The sequence below is a fragment of the Enterococcus sp. AZ179 genome (assembly GCF_050498885.1).
Taxonomy (GTDB): domain Bacteria; phylum Bacillota; class Bacilli; order Lactobacillales; family Enterococcaceae; genus Enterococcus_D; species Enterococcus_D entomosocium.
Genome location: NZ_JBMHEO010000001.1, coordinates 1,045,524 through 1,059,588 on the forward strand (window position 1 = coordinate 1,045,524; position 14,065 = coordinate 1,059,588).

At 44.8% G+C, this 14,065-nt stretch carries 16 protein-coding genes; 1 reads left to right on the forward strand and 15 read right to left on the reverse strand.

All coding sequences use genetic code 11. The features are described from left to right. Window positions 1-102 precede the first annotated feature (102 nt). Entirely contained in the window at window positions 103-1,686 is a 1,584-nt protein-coding gene (gene abc-f / locus IGI88_RS04950; protein WP_101699431.1) for a ribosomal protection-like ABC-F family protein, read from the forward strand. A gap of 96 nt (window positions 1,687-1,782) precedes the next feature. Here abc-f and IGI88_RS04955 read toward each other — a convergent pair whose 3' ends face one another. The 15 genes from IGI88_RS04955 to IGI88_RS05025 all read right to left on the reverse strand — a co-directional run bounded on the left by IGI88_RS04955 (window position 1,783) and on the right by IGI88_RS05025 (window position 13,913). After that, entirely contained in the window at window positions 1,783-3,243 is a 1,461-nt protein-coding gene (locus IGI88_RS04955; RefSeq protein WP_005227746.1) for a peptide MFS transporter, read from the reverse strand. A gap of 357 nt (window positions 3,244-3,600) precedes the next feature. Then, the gene (locus IGI88_RS04960; protein ID WP_005233419.1) at window positions 3,601-4,785 is read right to left on the reverse strand and encodes an acetate/propionate family kinase; all 1,185 of its coding nucleotides are present in this window, start codon (window positions 4,783-4,785) and stop codon (window positions 3,601-3,603) included. 24 nt (window positions 4,786-4,809) lie between these two features. Next, on the reverse strand, window positions 4,810-5,814 hold the full coding sequence (locus tag IGI88_RS04965) for a class I SAM-dependent methyltransferase (RefSeq protein WP_005233418.1): 1,005 nt from the start codon (window positions 5,812-5,814) through the stop codon (window positions 4,810-4,812). Between the two features lie 167 nt (window positions 5,815-5,981). After that, complete coding sequence (gene comGG / locus IGI88_RS04970; protein ID WP_008382038.1) at window positions 5,982-6,353, reverse strand: competence type IV pilus minor pilin ComGG; 372 nt, start codon at window positions 6,351-6,353, stop codon at window positions 5,982-5,984. Further along, window positions 6,316-6,741, reverse strand: coding sequence for a competence type IV pilus minor pilin ComGF (comGF, locus tag IGI88_RS04975; RefSeq protein ID WP_005233416.1), 426 nt, complete (start codon window positions 6,739-6,741; stop codon window positions 6,316-6,318). Before comGF ends, comGG begins: the two co-directional genes overlap by 38 nt. Next, window positions 6,731-7,045 (reverse strand): hypothetical protein, encoded by a 315-nt coding sequence (locus tag IGI88_RS04980; RefSeq protein WP_005233415.1) that lies wholly within the window; start codon window positions 7,043-7,045, stop codon window positions 6,731-6,733. Before IGI88_RS04980 ends, comGF begins: the two co-directional genes overlap by 11 nt. Next, window positions 7,026-7,490 carry a competence type IV pilus minor pilin ComGD gene (gene comGD / locus IGI88_RS04985; protein WP_005233414.1) on the reverse strand — a complete coding sequence of 155 codons (465 nt, stop codon included), beginning with the start codon at window positions 7,488-7,490 and terminating at the stop codon, window positions 7,026-7,028. Before comGD ends, IGI88_RS04980 begins: the two co-directional genes overlap by 20 nt. After that, a complete protein-coding gene (gene comGC / locus IGI88_RS04990; protein ID WP_005233413.1) occupies window positions 7,474-7,779 on the reverse strand; it encodes a competence type IV pilus major pilin ComGC in 306 nt (101 codons plus the stop codon). The genes comGD and comGC overlap by 17 nt, the downstream gene beginning before the upstream one ends. Then, window positions 7,776-8,804 carry a competence type IV pilus assembly protein ComGB gene (comGB, locus tag IGI88_RS04995; RefSeq protein ID WP_016612983.1) on the reverse strand — a complete coding sequence of 343 codons (1,029 nt, stop codon included), beginning with the start codon at window positions 8,802-8,804 and terminating at the stop codon, window positions 7,776-7,778. The genes comGC and comGB overlap by 4 nt, the downstream gene beginning before the upstream one ends. After that, window positions 8,758-9,720, reverse strand: coding sequence for a competence type IV pilus ATPase ComGA (gene comGA / locus IGI88_RS05000; protein WP_101699432.1), 963 nt, complete (start codon window positions 9,718-9,720; stop codon window positions 8,758-8,760). Before comGA ends, comGB begins: the two co-directional genes overlap by 47 nt. Window positions 9,721-9,808: 88 nt before the next feature. Continuing rightward, the gene (gene trmB, locus IGI88_RS05005) at window positions 9,809-10,465 is read right to left on the reverse strand and encodes a tRNA (guanosine(46)-N7)-methyltransferase TrmB (RefSeq protein ID WP_005233410.1); all 657 of its coding nucleotides are present in this window, start codon (window positions 10,463-10,465) and stop codon (window positions 9,809-9,811) included. A gap of 57 nt (window positions 10,466-10,522) precedes the next feature. Next, window positions 10,523-11,302 carry a phosphotransferase family protein gene (locus tag IGI88_RS05010; protein WP_005233409.1) on the reverse strand — a complete coding sequence of 260 codons (780 nt, stop codon included), beginning with the start codon at window positions 11,300-11,302 and terminating at the stop codon, window positions 10,523-10,525. Window positions 11,303-11,406: 104 nt separating this feature from the next. Continuing rightward, window positions 11,407-12,618 (reverse strand): ABC transporter permease, encoded by a 1,212-nt coding sequence (locus IGI88_RS05015; protein ID WP_087664548.1) that lies wholly within the window; start codon window positions 12,616-12,618, stop codon window positions 11,407-11,409. Continuing rightward, window positions 12,615-13,349, reverse strand: a complete 735-nt coding sequence (locus tag IGI88_RS05020) for an ABC transporter ATP-binding protein (RefSeq protein ID WP_005233406.1) — start codon at window positions 13,347-13,349, stop codon at window positions 12,615-12,617. The genes IGI88_RS05015 and IGI88_RS05020 overlap by 4 nt, the downstream gene beginning before the upstream one ends. Window positions 13,350-13,433: 84 nt before the next feature. After that, window positions 13,434-13,913, reverse strand: coding sequence for a hypothetical protein (locus tag IGI88_RS05025; protein ID WP_005233404.1), 480 nt, complete (start codon window positions 13,911-13,913; stop codon window positions 13,434-13,436). Window positions 13,914-14,065: the final 152 nt, after the last annotated feature.

Consider the following 14,065-nt stretch of genomic DNA (forward strand, 5'->3'; position numbering starts at 1 on the left):
TCAATGGCCATCTCAAGGTATTTTTCTCAAAAAAATCTGAGTTTAAATAACACTGGCCATGGATATCCATGGCCTTTTTGAGTGGTCTCAAGGAGAGAGATCATGATCATACAAGCAATTGCTATTAAAAAAACCATCGGCGGGAATCCGTTATTTGAGGAGTTATCCTGCCAAATCGAAGCTGGGGAAAAAATTGCCCTAGTCGGCATCAACGGAACGGGCAAATCAACCTTTTTACAAATCTTGACTGGCAGTGAAGGTGTCGATAGCGGCGTTATCAGCCGCCAAAAAGGCTTGAGGATCGGGACGGTCGAGCAAGAGCTGACAGTTTCTGAAGCAACCGTTACCCACTACCTGCTCCATTCTGCAGCTAACATTCAAGAACTCAAACAGCAAATGAGCCATTACGAAGCCTTGATGGCAGAACCCGATACTGATTTAGAGAAGTGTCTGATCCGTTATGGCGAGCTGCAGCAGCGCTTTGAAGAGCTGGGCGGTTATGGATTAGAAGACCGAATTTCCGCGATCTTACAAGGGTTAGGAATTCCCCATCGGCAGGACGCACGGTTAACAGACCTTAGCGGGGGTGAACGGGTCAAAGTCGCTTTAGCCAAAGTGTTAGTCACCGATGCTGACTTGCTGTTACTGGATGAACCAACCAATCACTTGGATCTTTCAAGTATCCGCTGGTTGGAAAATTATTTACAGAATACGAAAAAAGCGGTTCTAGTCGTTTCTCACGATCGACACTTTCTCGATCAAGTCACCACCAAGACCTGGGAACTGGAAGAAGGCGCCCTGATTGAGTATCCTGGGAACTATAGCCGATTTCGTGTCTTGAAAGAAGCTCGCTTGGCGGAGCTGACCAAAAATTACGAACTGCAGCAAAAAGAAGTCCAGCGACTGAAAGTCATGATTCGTCGATTTCGTCAGTGGGGCCATGAAGGAGACAATGAATCCTTCTTCAAAAAAGCCAAAGAATTGGAACGCCGCCTAGCGAAACTTACACTGGTCAAACCGCCAGCGCCCCCGAAAAATCGGCTGCAAGGCTTGGCAAATGGCGGAAAATCAGGTAAAGAGGTGTTCATCGTTCGCGACTTGCACCAGCAATATGCCGATCAGCTCCTATTCAAAGACAGCAGTTTTGCAATCTACCGTGGGGAGCATCTAGCCATCATCGGCGACAATGGTACCGGAAAATCAACCTTACTCACATTACTTCTCGGTGAGGAGCTTCCTAGCGGCGGCACTATCAAGCGCGGCAGCAGCTTACAAATCGGCTATTTGCCCCAACAGCTACAGTTTGCCGATACTGAGAGCCGCTTGTTGGCCTACGTACAGACGTTGACAGGAAACGAAGAGGCTGCTCGTCGGCAATTGGCCAAAAGTGGGTTTTATCAAAGTGATGTGGCCAAACGAATCAAAGATTTATCTGGTGGTGAAAAAATCCGTTTGGCGTTACTGAAACTCTTTTTAGAAAAAATCAACGTCCTGATTTTGGATGAACCAACCAATCACCTCGACAGCTATGCCCGAGAAGAAATTGAAGAAATGCTGCAAGATTATCAAGGGACCCTGCTGGCAGTCAGCCATGACCGCTACTTTTTGCAGCAGCACTTCCAAGAAGCCCTGGTCATTGCACAGCAGCAGATCACACGCCAGCCACTAAGCCCATTGATTGACTAAGACATTGATTCGCAACAAAAAAAACTTGATTTTCCTACAGTAAGCATGGGTTGTTCAATCCATGCATAGGCGGAAAATCAAGTTTTTATTTTTTGATCAATGAATGTTGCCGATCAAGTTGCGGATCGGTTTTCTAGCTAAATACAAGATGATGCCGACAACAACGGCTACTCCGCCGACGATGCCATAGTACATCCCTTCTGTTTGTGGTGTATAGAACCGAGCGATTTGCGCATTGATGGCTTGTGAAGAAGCGTCTGCTAACAACCAAATCGCCAAGGTTTGTGCTTCGAAAGCTTTCGGCGCTAGTTTGGTCGTCACCGACAAGCCCACCGGTGAAAGACACATTTCCCCTGCAATCATGATGAAGAAGCTCAATACCAACCATAATGGGCTGACCCGTTCTTCTACTCCAAACAAGAGGCTTGGCAGCATTAGCAATAGAAAGGACAAACCGGCTAAGACTAAACCGATGGCAAACTTCACTTCTGTCCGTGGCTGACGAGAGCCTAGTTTGGTCCACAACCAGACAAAGACAGGTGTCAGTAAGACGACAAAAAGTGGATTTAAGGTTTGATACAAACTTGCTGGAATATTGATGCCGAATAACGTTGATTGCGTACGGTCAGCAGCAAACAATGCCAAGATCGATGAGCCTTGTTCTTCTAAGGACCAAAAGACGATCGCTGACAAGAACAGCGGAATGTAGGCCAACACTTTTTTCTTTTCATCTGGTGTGACATCTTTCGAACGCAGCATTTTGGTAAAGTAGTAGATCGGCAAGAAAATACCTAAAACACTGATGAAGTTGATGAAGAAATCAACCGTCAGATGGCCTGTTGCAGCAGCTGCGCCAAATAACACTGCCAATGCGAGAAGAACTAGAACGACTGCTCGGAAGAAGGTTTTCTTTTCGGCTGCCGATAAGGGATTCGTTGGCGCGATCGCTACACTTTTCAACGTGGTTTTTCCTTGCACATAATACTGCACCAAACCGATAAACATCCCGATAGCAGCAATCGAAAAGCCTAAGTGGTAGTTGACCTCTTGTCCTAAGATCCCGACGATGATCGGTGCTAACAAGCCACCGATATTGATCCCCATGTAGAAAATTGAGAAACCAGCATCCCGACGGATATCGTCTTTGCTGTACAAATGCCCCACCATACCCGACACGTTGGATTTCAAGAGTCCGGTTCCGATGACGATCAGCATCATGGACACAAACAACGCTGGAATCCCTAAAGGTGTTGCCAAGACGATGTGTCCTAACATGATCAAGATTCCACCATAAAAGACGGATTTATTTGATCCTAAAAGACGGTCCGAGATCCAACCGCCAACAATACTTGACATATACACTAAGGAACCGTAAATCGACATGATCGCCACAGCCGTTCCTTTTGGCAACCCTAAGCCGCCGTTGGCAACTGCATCGTACATGAAGTACACCAAAATCGCCCGCATACCATAATAACTGAATCGTTCCCACATTTCCGTGAAGAATAACGTCGACAGCCCTCGCGGCTGACCTAAGAATGTTTTTTCTTTTTCCATATGTAATGGCCCCTTATAAAAATTAATGAAAATAAAATAGCGGAATTTTTCTGAAAATTCACAAATGCCAGTTTATTCCCATTTGGCAACTTTTACAAGGGTATTTCCCTGAGAACATCTTGTAAAAAAGGAAGGAAATTTAAATTCAAATGAAAGCAAAATGAGAAGCCATCCACCTAGGTGCAGTATGAGCCAATTTTCATATGTATAATTATTAAATTTTCTGTTTAAAAAATTAGAAAATGGTCTTCACCAATTTTTCTCTCTAGTCCCGTTTTGCGGACTTTCCTACAAAAAAACACATGCAAGCATTTCTCTTGCATGTGTTTCAGCTTCTATTCTAAGAAATGTTTTCGCTTAGCCGCGTAAACGTTCCACATCACGAGCGATCATTAATTCTTCATCTGTTGGGATCAAAAGTACTTTGACTTTTGACTCTTCAGTTGAGATCACTAATTCTTCGCCGCGTTTTGCATTTTGATCGGCATCTAATTCGCAACCAAACCAAGTCATGCCTTTGATAACTTCGCTGCGGACGTGGGCATCATTTTCACCGATACCAGCAGTAAAGACGATCGCATCGACACCGTTCATGGTCGTTACATAGCCACCGATGTATTTACGGATGCGGTCAGTAAAGACGTCATAAGCAACTTTGACTTCTTCTTTGTCGTAGTTTGCTTCTAGATCGCGCATGTCGCTGGAAATACCAGTTAAGCCTAATAAACCAGATTTTTTGTTTAAAACATCCACCATTTCATCGATGTTCAAATCTAATTTTTCCATTAAGTAAGGCAAAACAGCAGGATCGATGTCACCAGAACGTGTTCCCATCGTTACACCAGCTAACGGCGTGAAGCCCATTGATGTATCTACTGATTTTCCGCCGTCAACTGCAGTGATCGACGCACCGTTCCCTAGATGGCAAGTGATGATTTTTAATTCTTCGATTGGTTTGCCTAACATTTCTGCCGCACGCTCAGAAACATAACGGTGGCTTGTACCGTGGAAGCCGTATTTACGTACTTTAAACTCGTTATAGTACTCTAATGGCAAGCTGTATAGGTAATTGTGTTTTGGCATCGTTGCATGGAAAGAAGTATCAAAAACAGCGACACTGATGATTTCAGGCAAGATTTTTTTGAAAGCAGTGATCCCCATCAAGTTTGCTGGGTTGTGTAATGGCGCAAATTCAGCCAATGCTTGGATGCGTTCCATCACTTCGTCTGTGATCACAACTGAATCAGGGAAATCTTCTCCGCCGTGAACGACGCGGTGACCGACGCCAGTGATTTCATCATAAGCACCTAAAATGTTTAATTCGATCAGTTGATCCAATAACATTTTTACAGCTACTTCGTGATCGTTGATATCGATGATTTGTTCGAATTTTTGATCTTCCCCATATTTGATGGTAAAGATAGAATCTTTCAAACCGATTCGTTCAACGATTCCTTTAGCGACAACTGTTTCCTCTGGCATTTGATATAATTGCCATTTTAAACTTGAACTTCCAGCATTGATTGCGATTGTTTTTGACATGATGATCTCCTTATCCGAATTATATTACAGATTTGCTGCTTTCCAAGCCGCAAATTGTTCAAAAAGTTTTGTGATGTTCTTTGGTTCTTTCAGTGAGGCTAGCTTGACCAGCAAGACTTCTTCTGCTTGTTTGCTTGTCCCTCCGTGGTTTTGTAAAAGCAATATACTTTTACGTGAATGTTCATTTTTAAAGAGTTCTTCAGGAAGCTGAATCATTCCTTGCAAATAAACCTTTTCTTTCAGCCATTTTTTCAAAAATTCACTCTGTTCCGTTTCCAAGAAATTGCTTGGTAGTAAGAACAAACCGTAACCGCCAGCTTTGACATAGTTCATCGCTTGTTCCATCAACAAATGATGGGCGTAACTGTGTCCTTCTGGAGCCGCCGTAATAAAGCTGCGGGCTTTGTCATCTTGTGGGTAATAGCCCACCGGTAGATCGCTGATCGCCAGATCCATCGGTTCGATCAAAAGCTCTTGCAAGCCATCTTGATGGAACAAATGCAAGGGCGCTTTGGTCCATTCGCCAGTTGCAGCTGCGATCGCCAACAAGGTTTCGTCAATATCCACACCGGTTCCTTCTACTGGACGCTTGGCTAATTGCAGATTCAGCAAGACTGTCAATAAGAGATTCCCCATGCCTACCGATAAATCAAGAAGTTTCACTGGTTGATCGGCACTACTCAACTGCTCGATCAAATAGACGAATAAAAACCCAAGACTATCTGGTGTCAGTTGGTGATTGGCCTGCAGGCGCTCCGTTTGGCTGCCTTTCAACAAAACCAACTGCGCAAGCTTGCGTTTTTCTTCTGCCGATAGTTCCATTGCTCGAATTTCTTGATAGATGGTTTCTAAACGAGCAGCAGTTGCTTCATCTGGTACCCCATCGATCACGCGAACTTGGTATTGATCAACAAAATTTTCGATCGTCTCTACGTAAGCATCAAAAAAAGACGTTTCCAATGCGTTTTGAAGCAGTTGGATCGCTTCAACGGTCAAATGAAAAGACGTTTCCATTTTTTCTGCGGACATCTTGCACCTCTTTTCAAAACTATAACAACATATATACCTGTTTAATTTTAGCCGATTCATCCAAAATAATCAATCGCTTTCGTTTAGAATAATTTGTGAAGCTGTAAACATTCTTTTTCTATTTCTGTATGAAAAAGGATGGTCGAAACAACCATCCTTTTCCTGTACTATTCTTCTTGGTCATCTGTGTCTATTTCAGGCTGCTCTTCAGGCAACAAAAAGGTAAAAGTAAATCGCCGACTTTTGACATAGCATTCGATCTGTAAGCTCTGTCCTTGCCGTTCATAAGTCAACTTTCCTACATTATAAAACCGTGTCCCTCGATCTTCCAACTCGTTTTGCAAGAATTCCGCATGGAAAAGTTCACTCATAATACGGGCTTCATAGGTTTCAATGGTTTTTGTATAAAAAAGGGCTGTTGTGCGGCTGTTTTCTAACACCAGCAATAACATCAAGCTCAACAGCTGCACAAACAACAATGCTGTGAGTAAAATACCGCCTTTATGCCGCCTCTTGTGAGTGTATTTTCCATTGTCCAATTTTCTGGTCTCCATTCTCAAAGGAAACGGTAAAGCGGATCGCTGCGCCAATTTTCTCAAAAGACACATCTGCCACTTCTGTCAACAACGGTTGATAGCCATTGTTGTCCCGTTTCCGCAACACGCGGTTGATGCGATCGATCGTTACCGAATTGTTTTGACTGCTTCGCAAATATAGCGTGTTCTCGCTGACTGATAGATAGACACAGGTACTTAATTCCCGTTCCAACTGAAACAAAAAAACATGCCATTCTTGATCTTTGCGAGCCATGATCTGCTGATTGACCGGTGCGAGGTGCTTGACGATCCCGCTGATCATCAATAAGCAGATCGCCAATACCCATAAAGACAACAGACACTCCAACAAAGTAAAGCCTTTACTCTTCATACACAATCTCCCAGAGCTGTTCGCCACTTTGGATGCGTGCCTGTTGATGCTGCGCTGCTTGCCAAAAGCGAACTTGATAGACCGTCTGACGCTGCGTCGTGTAGGTAATGGTTGACGCATCAAAGGAGTGGTTCTGGACTTCTTCATACAGCACCCGCAGCATTTGGGCTTTTTCCTGCAATGCCGCACTTTGCGTCAGTGAAGCGGTCTGCATCGCTAAAAACAATAACACACAGGTTGCCAACACCCCAAAGCCAATCAGGCTTTCTGCTAAGATGAACCCGCTATTCAACGATTTTTTCATAGCGTCCGCTCCCAAATAAAAACTTATAGCTGATGGTTTGCTTTTTCTCCTGCCAATAGAAAACGATCCTTCGCAGACTGCTATTGTTGCCGGACTGACTACTAAAAAGAATATCGGGAAACGCCTGCATCGCTAGTTGAGGAGGGACTTCGATCTTGGTGACCGGCTCAGTTGCAGCGCCATAAAATGAAACAGTTGGCGTTGGCGCTGCTTGATAAACGGCTCGGGTTTGTGTGTTATCGATGATGGCCGATTGCTGTATGGTATAGAGGCCTTTTTCTAAGCGTGCACAAAAGCCTAAGACTTCAGCAGATCGTTGATAGTACTCGATGGCCACGACGGGAAAAAAGAGAAACATACTACTGACCATGAGGACCAAAAGGCTTTCTATTAAAGTAAAACCAGCAAAAGAGCAACGTCGACAGCCCTTAGTCCCCTTGCTCATAAATCGCATATTGCTCCTCAGATACATACCCTTCAGCGATCAATTCTTCTCTCGAGGGCTCCCGATTTTCATTCAGACGAAAGAGTTCGATCTGGGTTTCCACCACTTTCACGATGGCCGCATTTCCTTTCTCATCAATGATTCCTCTTTGCTTGGCAAGATTTGGGACAAACAACAAAACCAAAATACTGATCACTAATAAAACAACCAACATTTCAACCAATGTAAAGCCTTTTTTGACACGCCAAATCCCCTGCTTGCGAGAAGATGCGACTTTCTTTTCTATCATTCGATCACTCCTTGGATATTTCCATAGATTGGTAAAAACATAGCGGCATAGATCCCAACGATCATTAAAGCAACCAACAAAAAAATCAGAGGCTGAACCCAGTGAATAGCTTTTTCGATTCGTTGAAACAAGCGATCCATCAATAATTGACTGTATAAAAAAAGCTCTTCTCCTAACTTTCCCCGTACTTCTCCTTGAAAGACGATCAAAGAAAATTCTGGTGTGAGAAACGAGAAATGACGAAGTTTTTCTGGGAGTTCTCCGCCAAGTGTCAAGGTCACTCGCAACTCTCGCGCTAATTCTTGGATCAAGGTAGCTTTATTGGTGTGCTCCATACACTCAATGATCTGTTGGATATCTAACCCTTGCTGAAACAACTTGCCCCATTCCAATGCGAAAAAACTCGTGTGATAACTCGTGTACAATGCTCCGAACAATGGCAGGTGGCTGAAGAATACAGCTTTTTGCAAGGCAGTGCGGCGGGCAAATACCCAGCGGCTGATCACAAAAAGCAGCACACTTACCAACAAGAAGAGGATAAGTACTGCTGGTGCCCAAGTGATGGCGCGAATGCCCCAATGACCTTCGTCGATCATGCCAGAGGCTAACAATTGAGGCATTAAAAAGCGATGCATGCCAAAGAGAGCCGCCACTAAAAAGACCAGTAGCAAAAGCGGATAGGCCGCTACTTTGTACAGCAGCTGTTTTTGCTTGTTGACCAATTTGTGGTAGTCGACCATCCGCCGCAAGGTCGTCGTGAGATTCCCATGACTTTCTGCTAAATAAAGCTGATTTTTTTCGGTAGCCGATAAAGACAACGGCGCTACTGCTGCTGCCAAGCTTTGCCCTTGGGCAAGATGGGCAATCAGCTGTTCGATCACAGGTTCAGAAAACTGGCGACTGCGCAGCAACACTTGGAGGCTTTCTTGTAGGGAAAAGCCACTCTCCAATAACACCGTGAAGGTGACCAAGAGGGCTTCAGTTGCACGGCGTGGTAGCTGGGGCTTCTTTTTCATAAACTTCATCGGTGATCCACCCACTTTCTTTCACTCGTTTTAATACGTGCTGCCACTGTTTTTCCACTTGCCCCTCATAAAAGTGATACGCCAGCAATCCATGGGGTTCGTTGACTTCATTCGGCAACAATCGCTGATAAATGATCCCTTGCAACGCGTGCGCCAGAAGATCGTCTGCCCCTAGCAATTCCAGCAGCCGTGTCTTGGTTTCTGCTACGCCTCGTGCATGGATCGTGGCAAATACTCGATGACCTGTCAGAGCGGCTCGTACAGCGGCTTGCGCCGTCTCTTTGTTACGGATCTCACCAATCAAAAGCAGGTCCGGACGATGCCGTAAAGACAAGCGAATCAATTCATCATAGTCTTGTCCGATTTTCAAATTGGTCTGTAGCTGCAAAAAATGCGGCTCTTCAATCTCCACAGGATCTTCGATGGTAATGACTTGTCCCTTGGTTGCCCGTGCTAATTGATACATGAGGGTCGATTTTCCTGAGCCAGTGGGACCAGAAAATAAATATAGGCCTCTTTGTTTGGTTGTCTGTTGGATCTGCTGGACGTCTTCTGCAAAAAAATAGCGCAGATGCTCCTTGTTCAAAGGATAAAGAAACCGCATCACGAGACTTTCACGCCCTTGATAATCACCCACCGTTGAGACGCGCAACCGCTGTAGCTGATCGCCTAACAGATAGCTGACTGCGCCTAACTGAGCTTTGCGCCGTTCTCCCACCTCCATTCCTCCTAAAAATTTGAAGCGGGTGATCAGCTGCTGAGCTTCTTCGTTGGTCAGTACTTGATAGGTCTTTCTGAGATAGCTTTTACTGAAAATCACCTCCATCTGTGTACCGCTAGGCAAAATGGTCAGATCCTGCATGTGTTCTTGTCTCCCATAATGAATCAACTCGTCTGAGAATGCTTGAATATCCACGACTTATCCCTCCTAAAAAGAAATACGCAAACGCTTTGAGAATAGAAAAAAAAGATGAAGCAAATTTGCTTCATCTTTCATCATTCGTTTATTTCTGTGGTTCTTTTGCCACAAATTGGGCTTCCACCCGATAGATCCGCTGCCCGCGGCTTGAGAATTTTTCTTCATATTCCGTCATGATATTGTTCTCAAAGGAACTGTTATGCAAGTCCAACCAAACTTGTTTGATAATCATGCCGTATTGAGAAAAGCTCGCTAAGGAATACTCAAACAATCCTTGGTTATCCGTTTTGAAATGGATCTCGCCGTTGGGACGTAAAATCTGCTCGTCGACTGCTAAAAAGGCTTTGGAAGTCAAACGGCGCTTCTCATGCTTCTTCTTAGGCCATGGATCAGAAAAATTCAAATAGATCTGGTCTACTTCATTGTCTGCAAAATAGTTGGTCAATGCGGAACCATCGACATGCAGCAGTTGCAAGTTCGGGATCTCCTGCTCGATCATTTTATCTAATGCGATCGAAACGACACTAATCTGCATTTCCACACCAATATAATTGATCTCGGGATGAGCTTTCGCCATTTCCGTAATAAATTGGCCTTTTCCCATTCCAATTTCGATATGCAGCGGGTGATCATTGCCAAAGCGTTCATGCCAACGCCCTTTCCATTCAGTAGGCTCTGCCACAACGTATTCTGGATGAGCGTCAATCAGCTCTTTTGCACCTGCACGTTTTCTTACTCTCATGTTTCTTCCTTTCCGAAAAAACAAGATGGAACCAAATTGCCTCGCTCCATCTTCTCTTCATTCGCTATAAATTCGTTTTAATTGTAAAATCTCTGCATTCATGGCTTTGTAATCGCCTCGCAGATAATATTTTTTGACCTCTTGCAGCATACTCAACAATGCGTACCAATAAATCTTTTCGATCACTTCGCTGCTGCTGTGGATACCATAGCGCACGAGCCAATGAGACCAGCCAGATAATGGCACATAGTGACCTAAAATAGTGCCGATATCGATTGCCGGATCTGCAAACATCACGGAATCCCAATCGACTAAATACAAATAGTTTTGACAAACTAGCCAATTTCGATAATTGACATCGCCATGGACGACCGCGGCTTTCTGCTCGTCAAAAGCTGGAATATTGGTTTTTAAATACTCGGTGACCAAATGAATAAAACGGTTTTGGGCGACCGCAGAAGGCAGCTGATCCTGATAATCCATCAGCATCTGTTCAGGCGATCTGACTTGTCCGCCGATTTTGCTTAGCATCTGTGCCAACGTTTTTGAATGATGCAAGTGATACAACACATCAATGACATCATTTCTTTGGCCGATTTCATCGGGATCTAAGACCCGTCCATCCAGCCATTCTTGTGCGGAGAGCGTATCCCCATTTCCCGTCCGTTTCGTCCAGACGAGTTTGGGTGCAATGCCCTCTTTAGAGAGTGCCGCAAGCATCGGGGTCGTATTTCGTTTGATAAAGACTTTGTCGTTGTCCTTGAGCCCGATATAGGCTTTCCCGGTGTCGCCTTTGATTGGCCGCATACGCCAATCTTGATCCAAGCGAATATCCATCCTAGCTTCTCTCCTTATTTCGCAGTACCTCTTATTCTAGCTTCCTAATGGGTCGCCGTCAAGCGCATATGCGTTCGCTTTTTGTAAGAGAGGCCACTTGTGGATCAGGCGTGCATTTTCTTTAATCGCCCTGGCAAGTAGATGCCTAAAAAAAGACCCGCAAACCCTAAGAAGCCAAGAAACGCGATACCGCCTTGCCAAACAAAAGGCAAGCGCAAGCAACAGATCACGCCGAAAAGAACTGCGGTCACCAGTAAGAGTGCCCCAAGAATTTTTTTGATCGCTGCGGCTTTTTGTTTTTCTGGCACGGGATACAGATGTGTCAAAACCATGTATTGAAACTCATTGATCAAAGGAATCAGTTGGAAACCGATCAGATAAAGAAACAAGCAGCCGATCAGCAGACTGATCCAAAGCTCATCGACAAAGAATAAGACGAACCCACCAATCAAAGTCAAACGGACATAAAGCCCGCCATATTGCCCCCCACGGATCACTCGGCGCAAGTAAAGATAGAGGTACGTATTGCTGTGCACTGGTTTGATCTTTGCCAGCAGCCAGTCGAGGTATTTGCGCCGTTTGGCTTCCGTCGTGATTTGGGGAACATCTGTAAATAAGTTGATAAACCGATAGATACGCATTAAGCGCGACTGTTCGGCTTGGATCATATAGTCCCAATCCAAAAGCTGGCTATTGGCTTTCAGTCCAAAGAGGAACCAGATTGCTTGGAAGATGCTGATCCCCAACCCTAGCCAAGGTGCTACATAAATACTGGCAAGTGTGGCAGCTAACGCACTTGCGAACCAGATGCCTCGCTGCTGTTTGACTTGCTGCTGAGTTTCTTGATACAAACGAATCCGTTGTAGTGAAAGATCCCCCAGTTTTAAGAGCCACATCATCCCTAAAAAGTATGGGAATGAGGCAAAGGTGCTGTTTGCTGTGACCACGACCAAAGGCATCGTTGCCCCTACGGTTAAAAATAAAACCCCAAAGGGCAGCCAGAGGGAATAACGTAACGCTTGGCTGAGATAACTTGTCATTTGTCCTTCTTTGGCTAACAGAAAAATCAAATCTGCCGGTTTCGTCAGTGTCGCTAAGCGTCCCAGCGGTAAAACAAAGAGCCAAACAGCGACCACGATGATGCCGCCTAATGGAAACGGCCGCGGCAATGTTTTTAGCAATTCAGAATAATAGAGCCCCAGACCTCCGACTAAGAAGGTGCTGATCAAAGCAAAATGATCATTGAAGACATAGCGCAAATAGCGTGTCATCTGTTTTTGATGCCGCTGTAAGCGTTGCGAGAAAAACTGCTTCATGCTTGACTCTCCTTTGTCAGTGCGAGGTACAGATCATCAAGGGAGGCTTCTGGTGCTTGAAATTGGCTTCTTAGTTCCGCCAATGTCCCTTGTGCGCGGATCTCACCGTTATGCAAGAGGATGAATTTGTCACAATACTTCTCTGCGGTTGCTAAAATGTGGGTGGACATCAAAATAGATGCCCCGGTTTGTTTCATCTCATTCATCAGTTCCAATAACGCATTGATCGCTAAAGGATCTAATCCTAGAAAGGGTTCATCAATGATGTAGACACTCGGCTCAATCAAAAAGGCACACAGTACCATAACTTTTTGTTTCATCCCTTTTGAAAAGTTTGCCGGGAACCAATCGAGTTTGTTTTCTAAGCGAAAGGTTTTTAGCAGGCGTTCTGCTCGCTTCATGGCTTCTTCTTGTGGAAGATCGTAGGCCATCGCCGTCACTTCAATGTGCTCTCTTAAGGTCAATTCTTCATATAAAGAAGGGGTTTCGGGGATATACCCGATTTGTTTGCGGTATTGCTCTGGGTTTTCTTTAAGGGTCAAGCCATCGATCGTGATGGTGCCGCTATGAGGTTGCAGTAAACCGATGATTTCTTTGATCGTCGTACTCTTCCCTGCCCCGTTCAAGCCGATCAAGCCAACGAGCTCCCCATCGCCGATCGTAAAATCAATATTTTTTAAGACTGGCAGCTGATTGTAGCCGCCTGTCACGTTTGCTACTTGTAAAGTCATTTTTTCCCTCCGATTCGCCTGATTATGGCTCTTTGTCAACGTAGGCTCTTTTTGTTCAATTCAGTCAGCTGGCAAAACAGTTGTTTATTTTTCTTTATTCGTGACTTGCAGGATAAATTCATTTTCTCCCACTGTAATGATTTCTTGCGCTAGTTCTTGGCTGCCAAAGCGCTCTTGCCACGTTTGTGCTTCGCTGGCTGGAAAGACGACCATTTGGATGGCACCAGCGGCAAGACGGGTGGTAAAGGCTTGGACAGCGGCTGGTTCGGCATAAGAAACCAGGCTGATCCGCAGCTCTTCTTTTTGATACCCTTGATCTATTGCCCATGCTTCAACGGCTGCTTCCAATTCACTTTGCACCGCAGGGTCCATTGCTGTTTCAGTGACAATGGCGGCATTGACTACTTCTTCTTGCGGACGTGTCAGAGAATAAGTGATTGAACCAGCAAACACCACAAACAGCGTGATCGCGATCAACCACTCTTTATAGGCATAGGCTAAGTAGCGAAGCTTCGCTGAAGTCGTTGTTTTTTTCTGTAAGGTTTCTTTAATGATCGGTTTCATAGGTTCCTTCTTTCCAAATGATTTCTGATATTAAGTCTAGGGTTGTTGGAATCTAAATGCAAGCGTTTCTCGCTTGCTTTTCGCATTTCTTTAAAAAAGCGCCTTTGTTGAAGGAACAGTTGCCTTGTTCCGACTTTTTCAAAGAGGAAACC

Bases quoted from the DNA above. Each gene is read 5' to 3' on its own strand.
- abc-f (WP_101699431.1), top strand. From the start codon at position 103: ATGATCATACAAGCAATTGCTATTAAAAAAACCATCGGCGGGAATCCG.
- IGI88_RS04955 (WP_005227746.1), bottom strand. From the start codon at position 3,243: ATGGAAAAAGAAAAAACATTCTTAGGTCAGCCGCGAGGGCTGTCGACG.
- IGI88_RS04960 (WP_005233419.1), bottom strand. From the start codon at position 4,785: ATGTCAAAAACAATCGCAATCAATGCTGGAAGTTCAAGTTTAAAATGG.
- IGI88_RS04965 (WP_005233418.1), bottom strand. From the start codon at position 5,814: ATGTCCGCAGAAAAAATGGAAACGTCTTTTCATTTGACCGTTGAAGCG.
- comGF (WP_005233416.1), bottom strand. From the start codon at position 6,741: ATGAAGAGTAAAGGCTTTACTTTGTTGGAGTGTCTGTTGTCTTTATGG.
- IGI88_RS04980 (WP_005233415.1), bottom strand. From the start codon at position 7,045: ATGAAAAAATCGTTGAATAGCGGGTTCATCTTAGCAGAAAGCCTGATT.
- comGD (WP_005233414.1), bottom strand. From the start codon at position 7,490: ATGAGCAAGGGGACTAAGGGCTGTCGACGTTGCTCTTTTGCTGGTTTT.
- comGC (WP_005233413.1), bottom strand. From the start codon at position 7,779: ATGATAGAAAAGAAAGTCGCATCTTCTCGCAAGCAGGGGATTTGGCGT.
- comGB (WP_016612983.1), bottom strand. From the start codon at position 8,804: ATGAAGTTTATGAAAAAGAAGCCCCAGCTACCACGCCGTGCAACTGAA.
- trmB (WP_005233410.1), bottom strand. From the start codon at position 10,465: ATGAGAGTAAGAAAACGTGCAGGTGCAAAAGAGCTGATTGACGCTCAT.
- IGI88_RS05010 (WP_005233409.1), bottom strand. From the start codon at position 11,302: ATGGATATTCGCTTGGATCAAGATTGGCGTATGCGGCCAATCAAAGGC.
- IGI88_RS05015 (WP_087664548.1), bottom strand. From the start codon at position 12,618: ATGAAGCAGTTTTTCTCGCAACGCTTACAGCGGCATCAAAAACAGATG.
- IGI88_RS05020 (WP_005233406.1), bottom strand. From the start codon at position 13,349: ATGACTTTACAAGTAGCAAACGTGACAGGCGGCTACAATCAGCTGCCA.
- IGI88_RS05025 (WP_005233404.1), bottom strand. From the start codon at position 13,913: ATGAAACCGATCATTAAAGAAACCTTACAGAAAAAAACAACGACTTCA.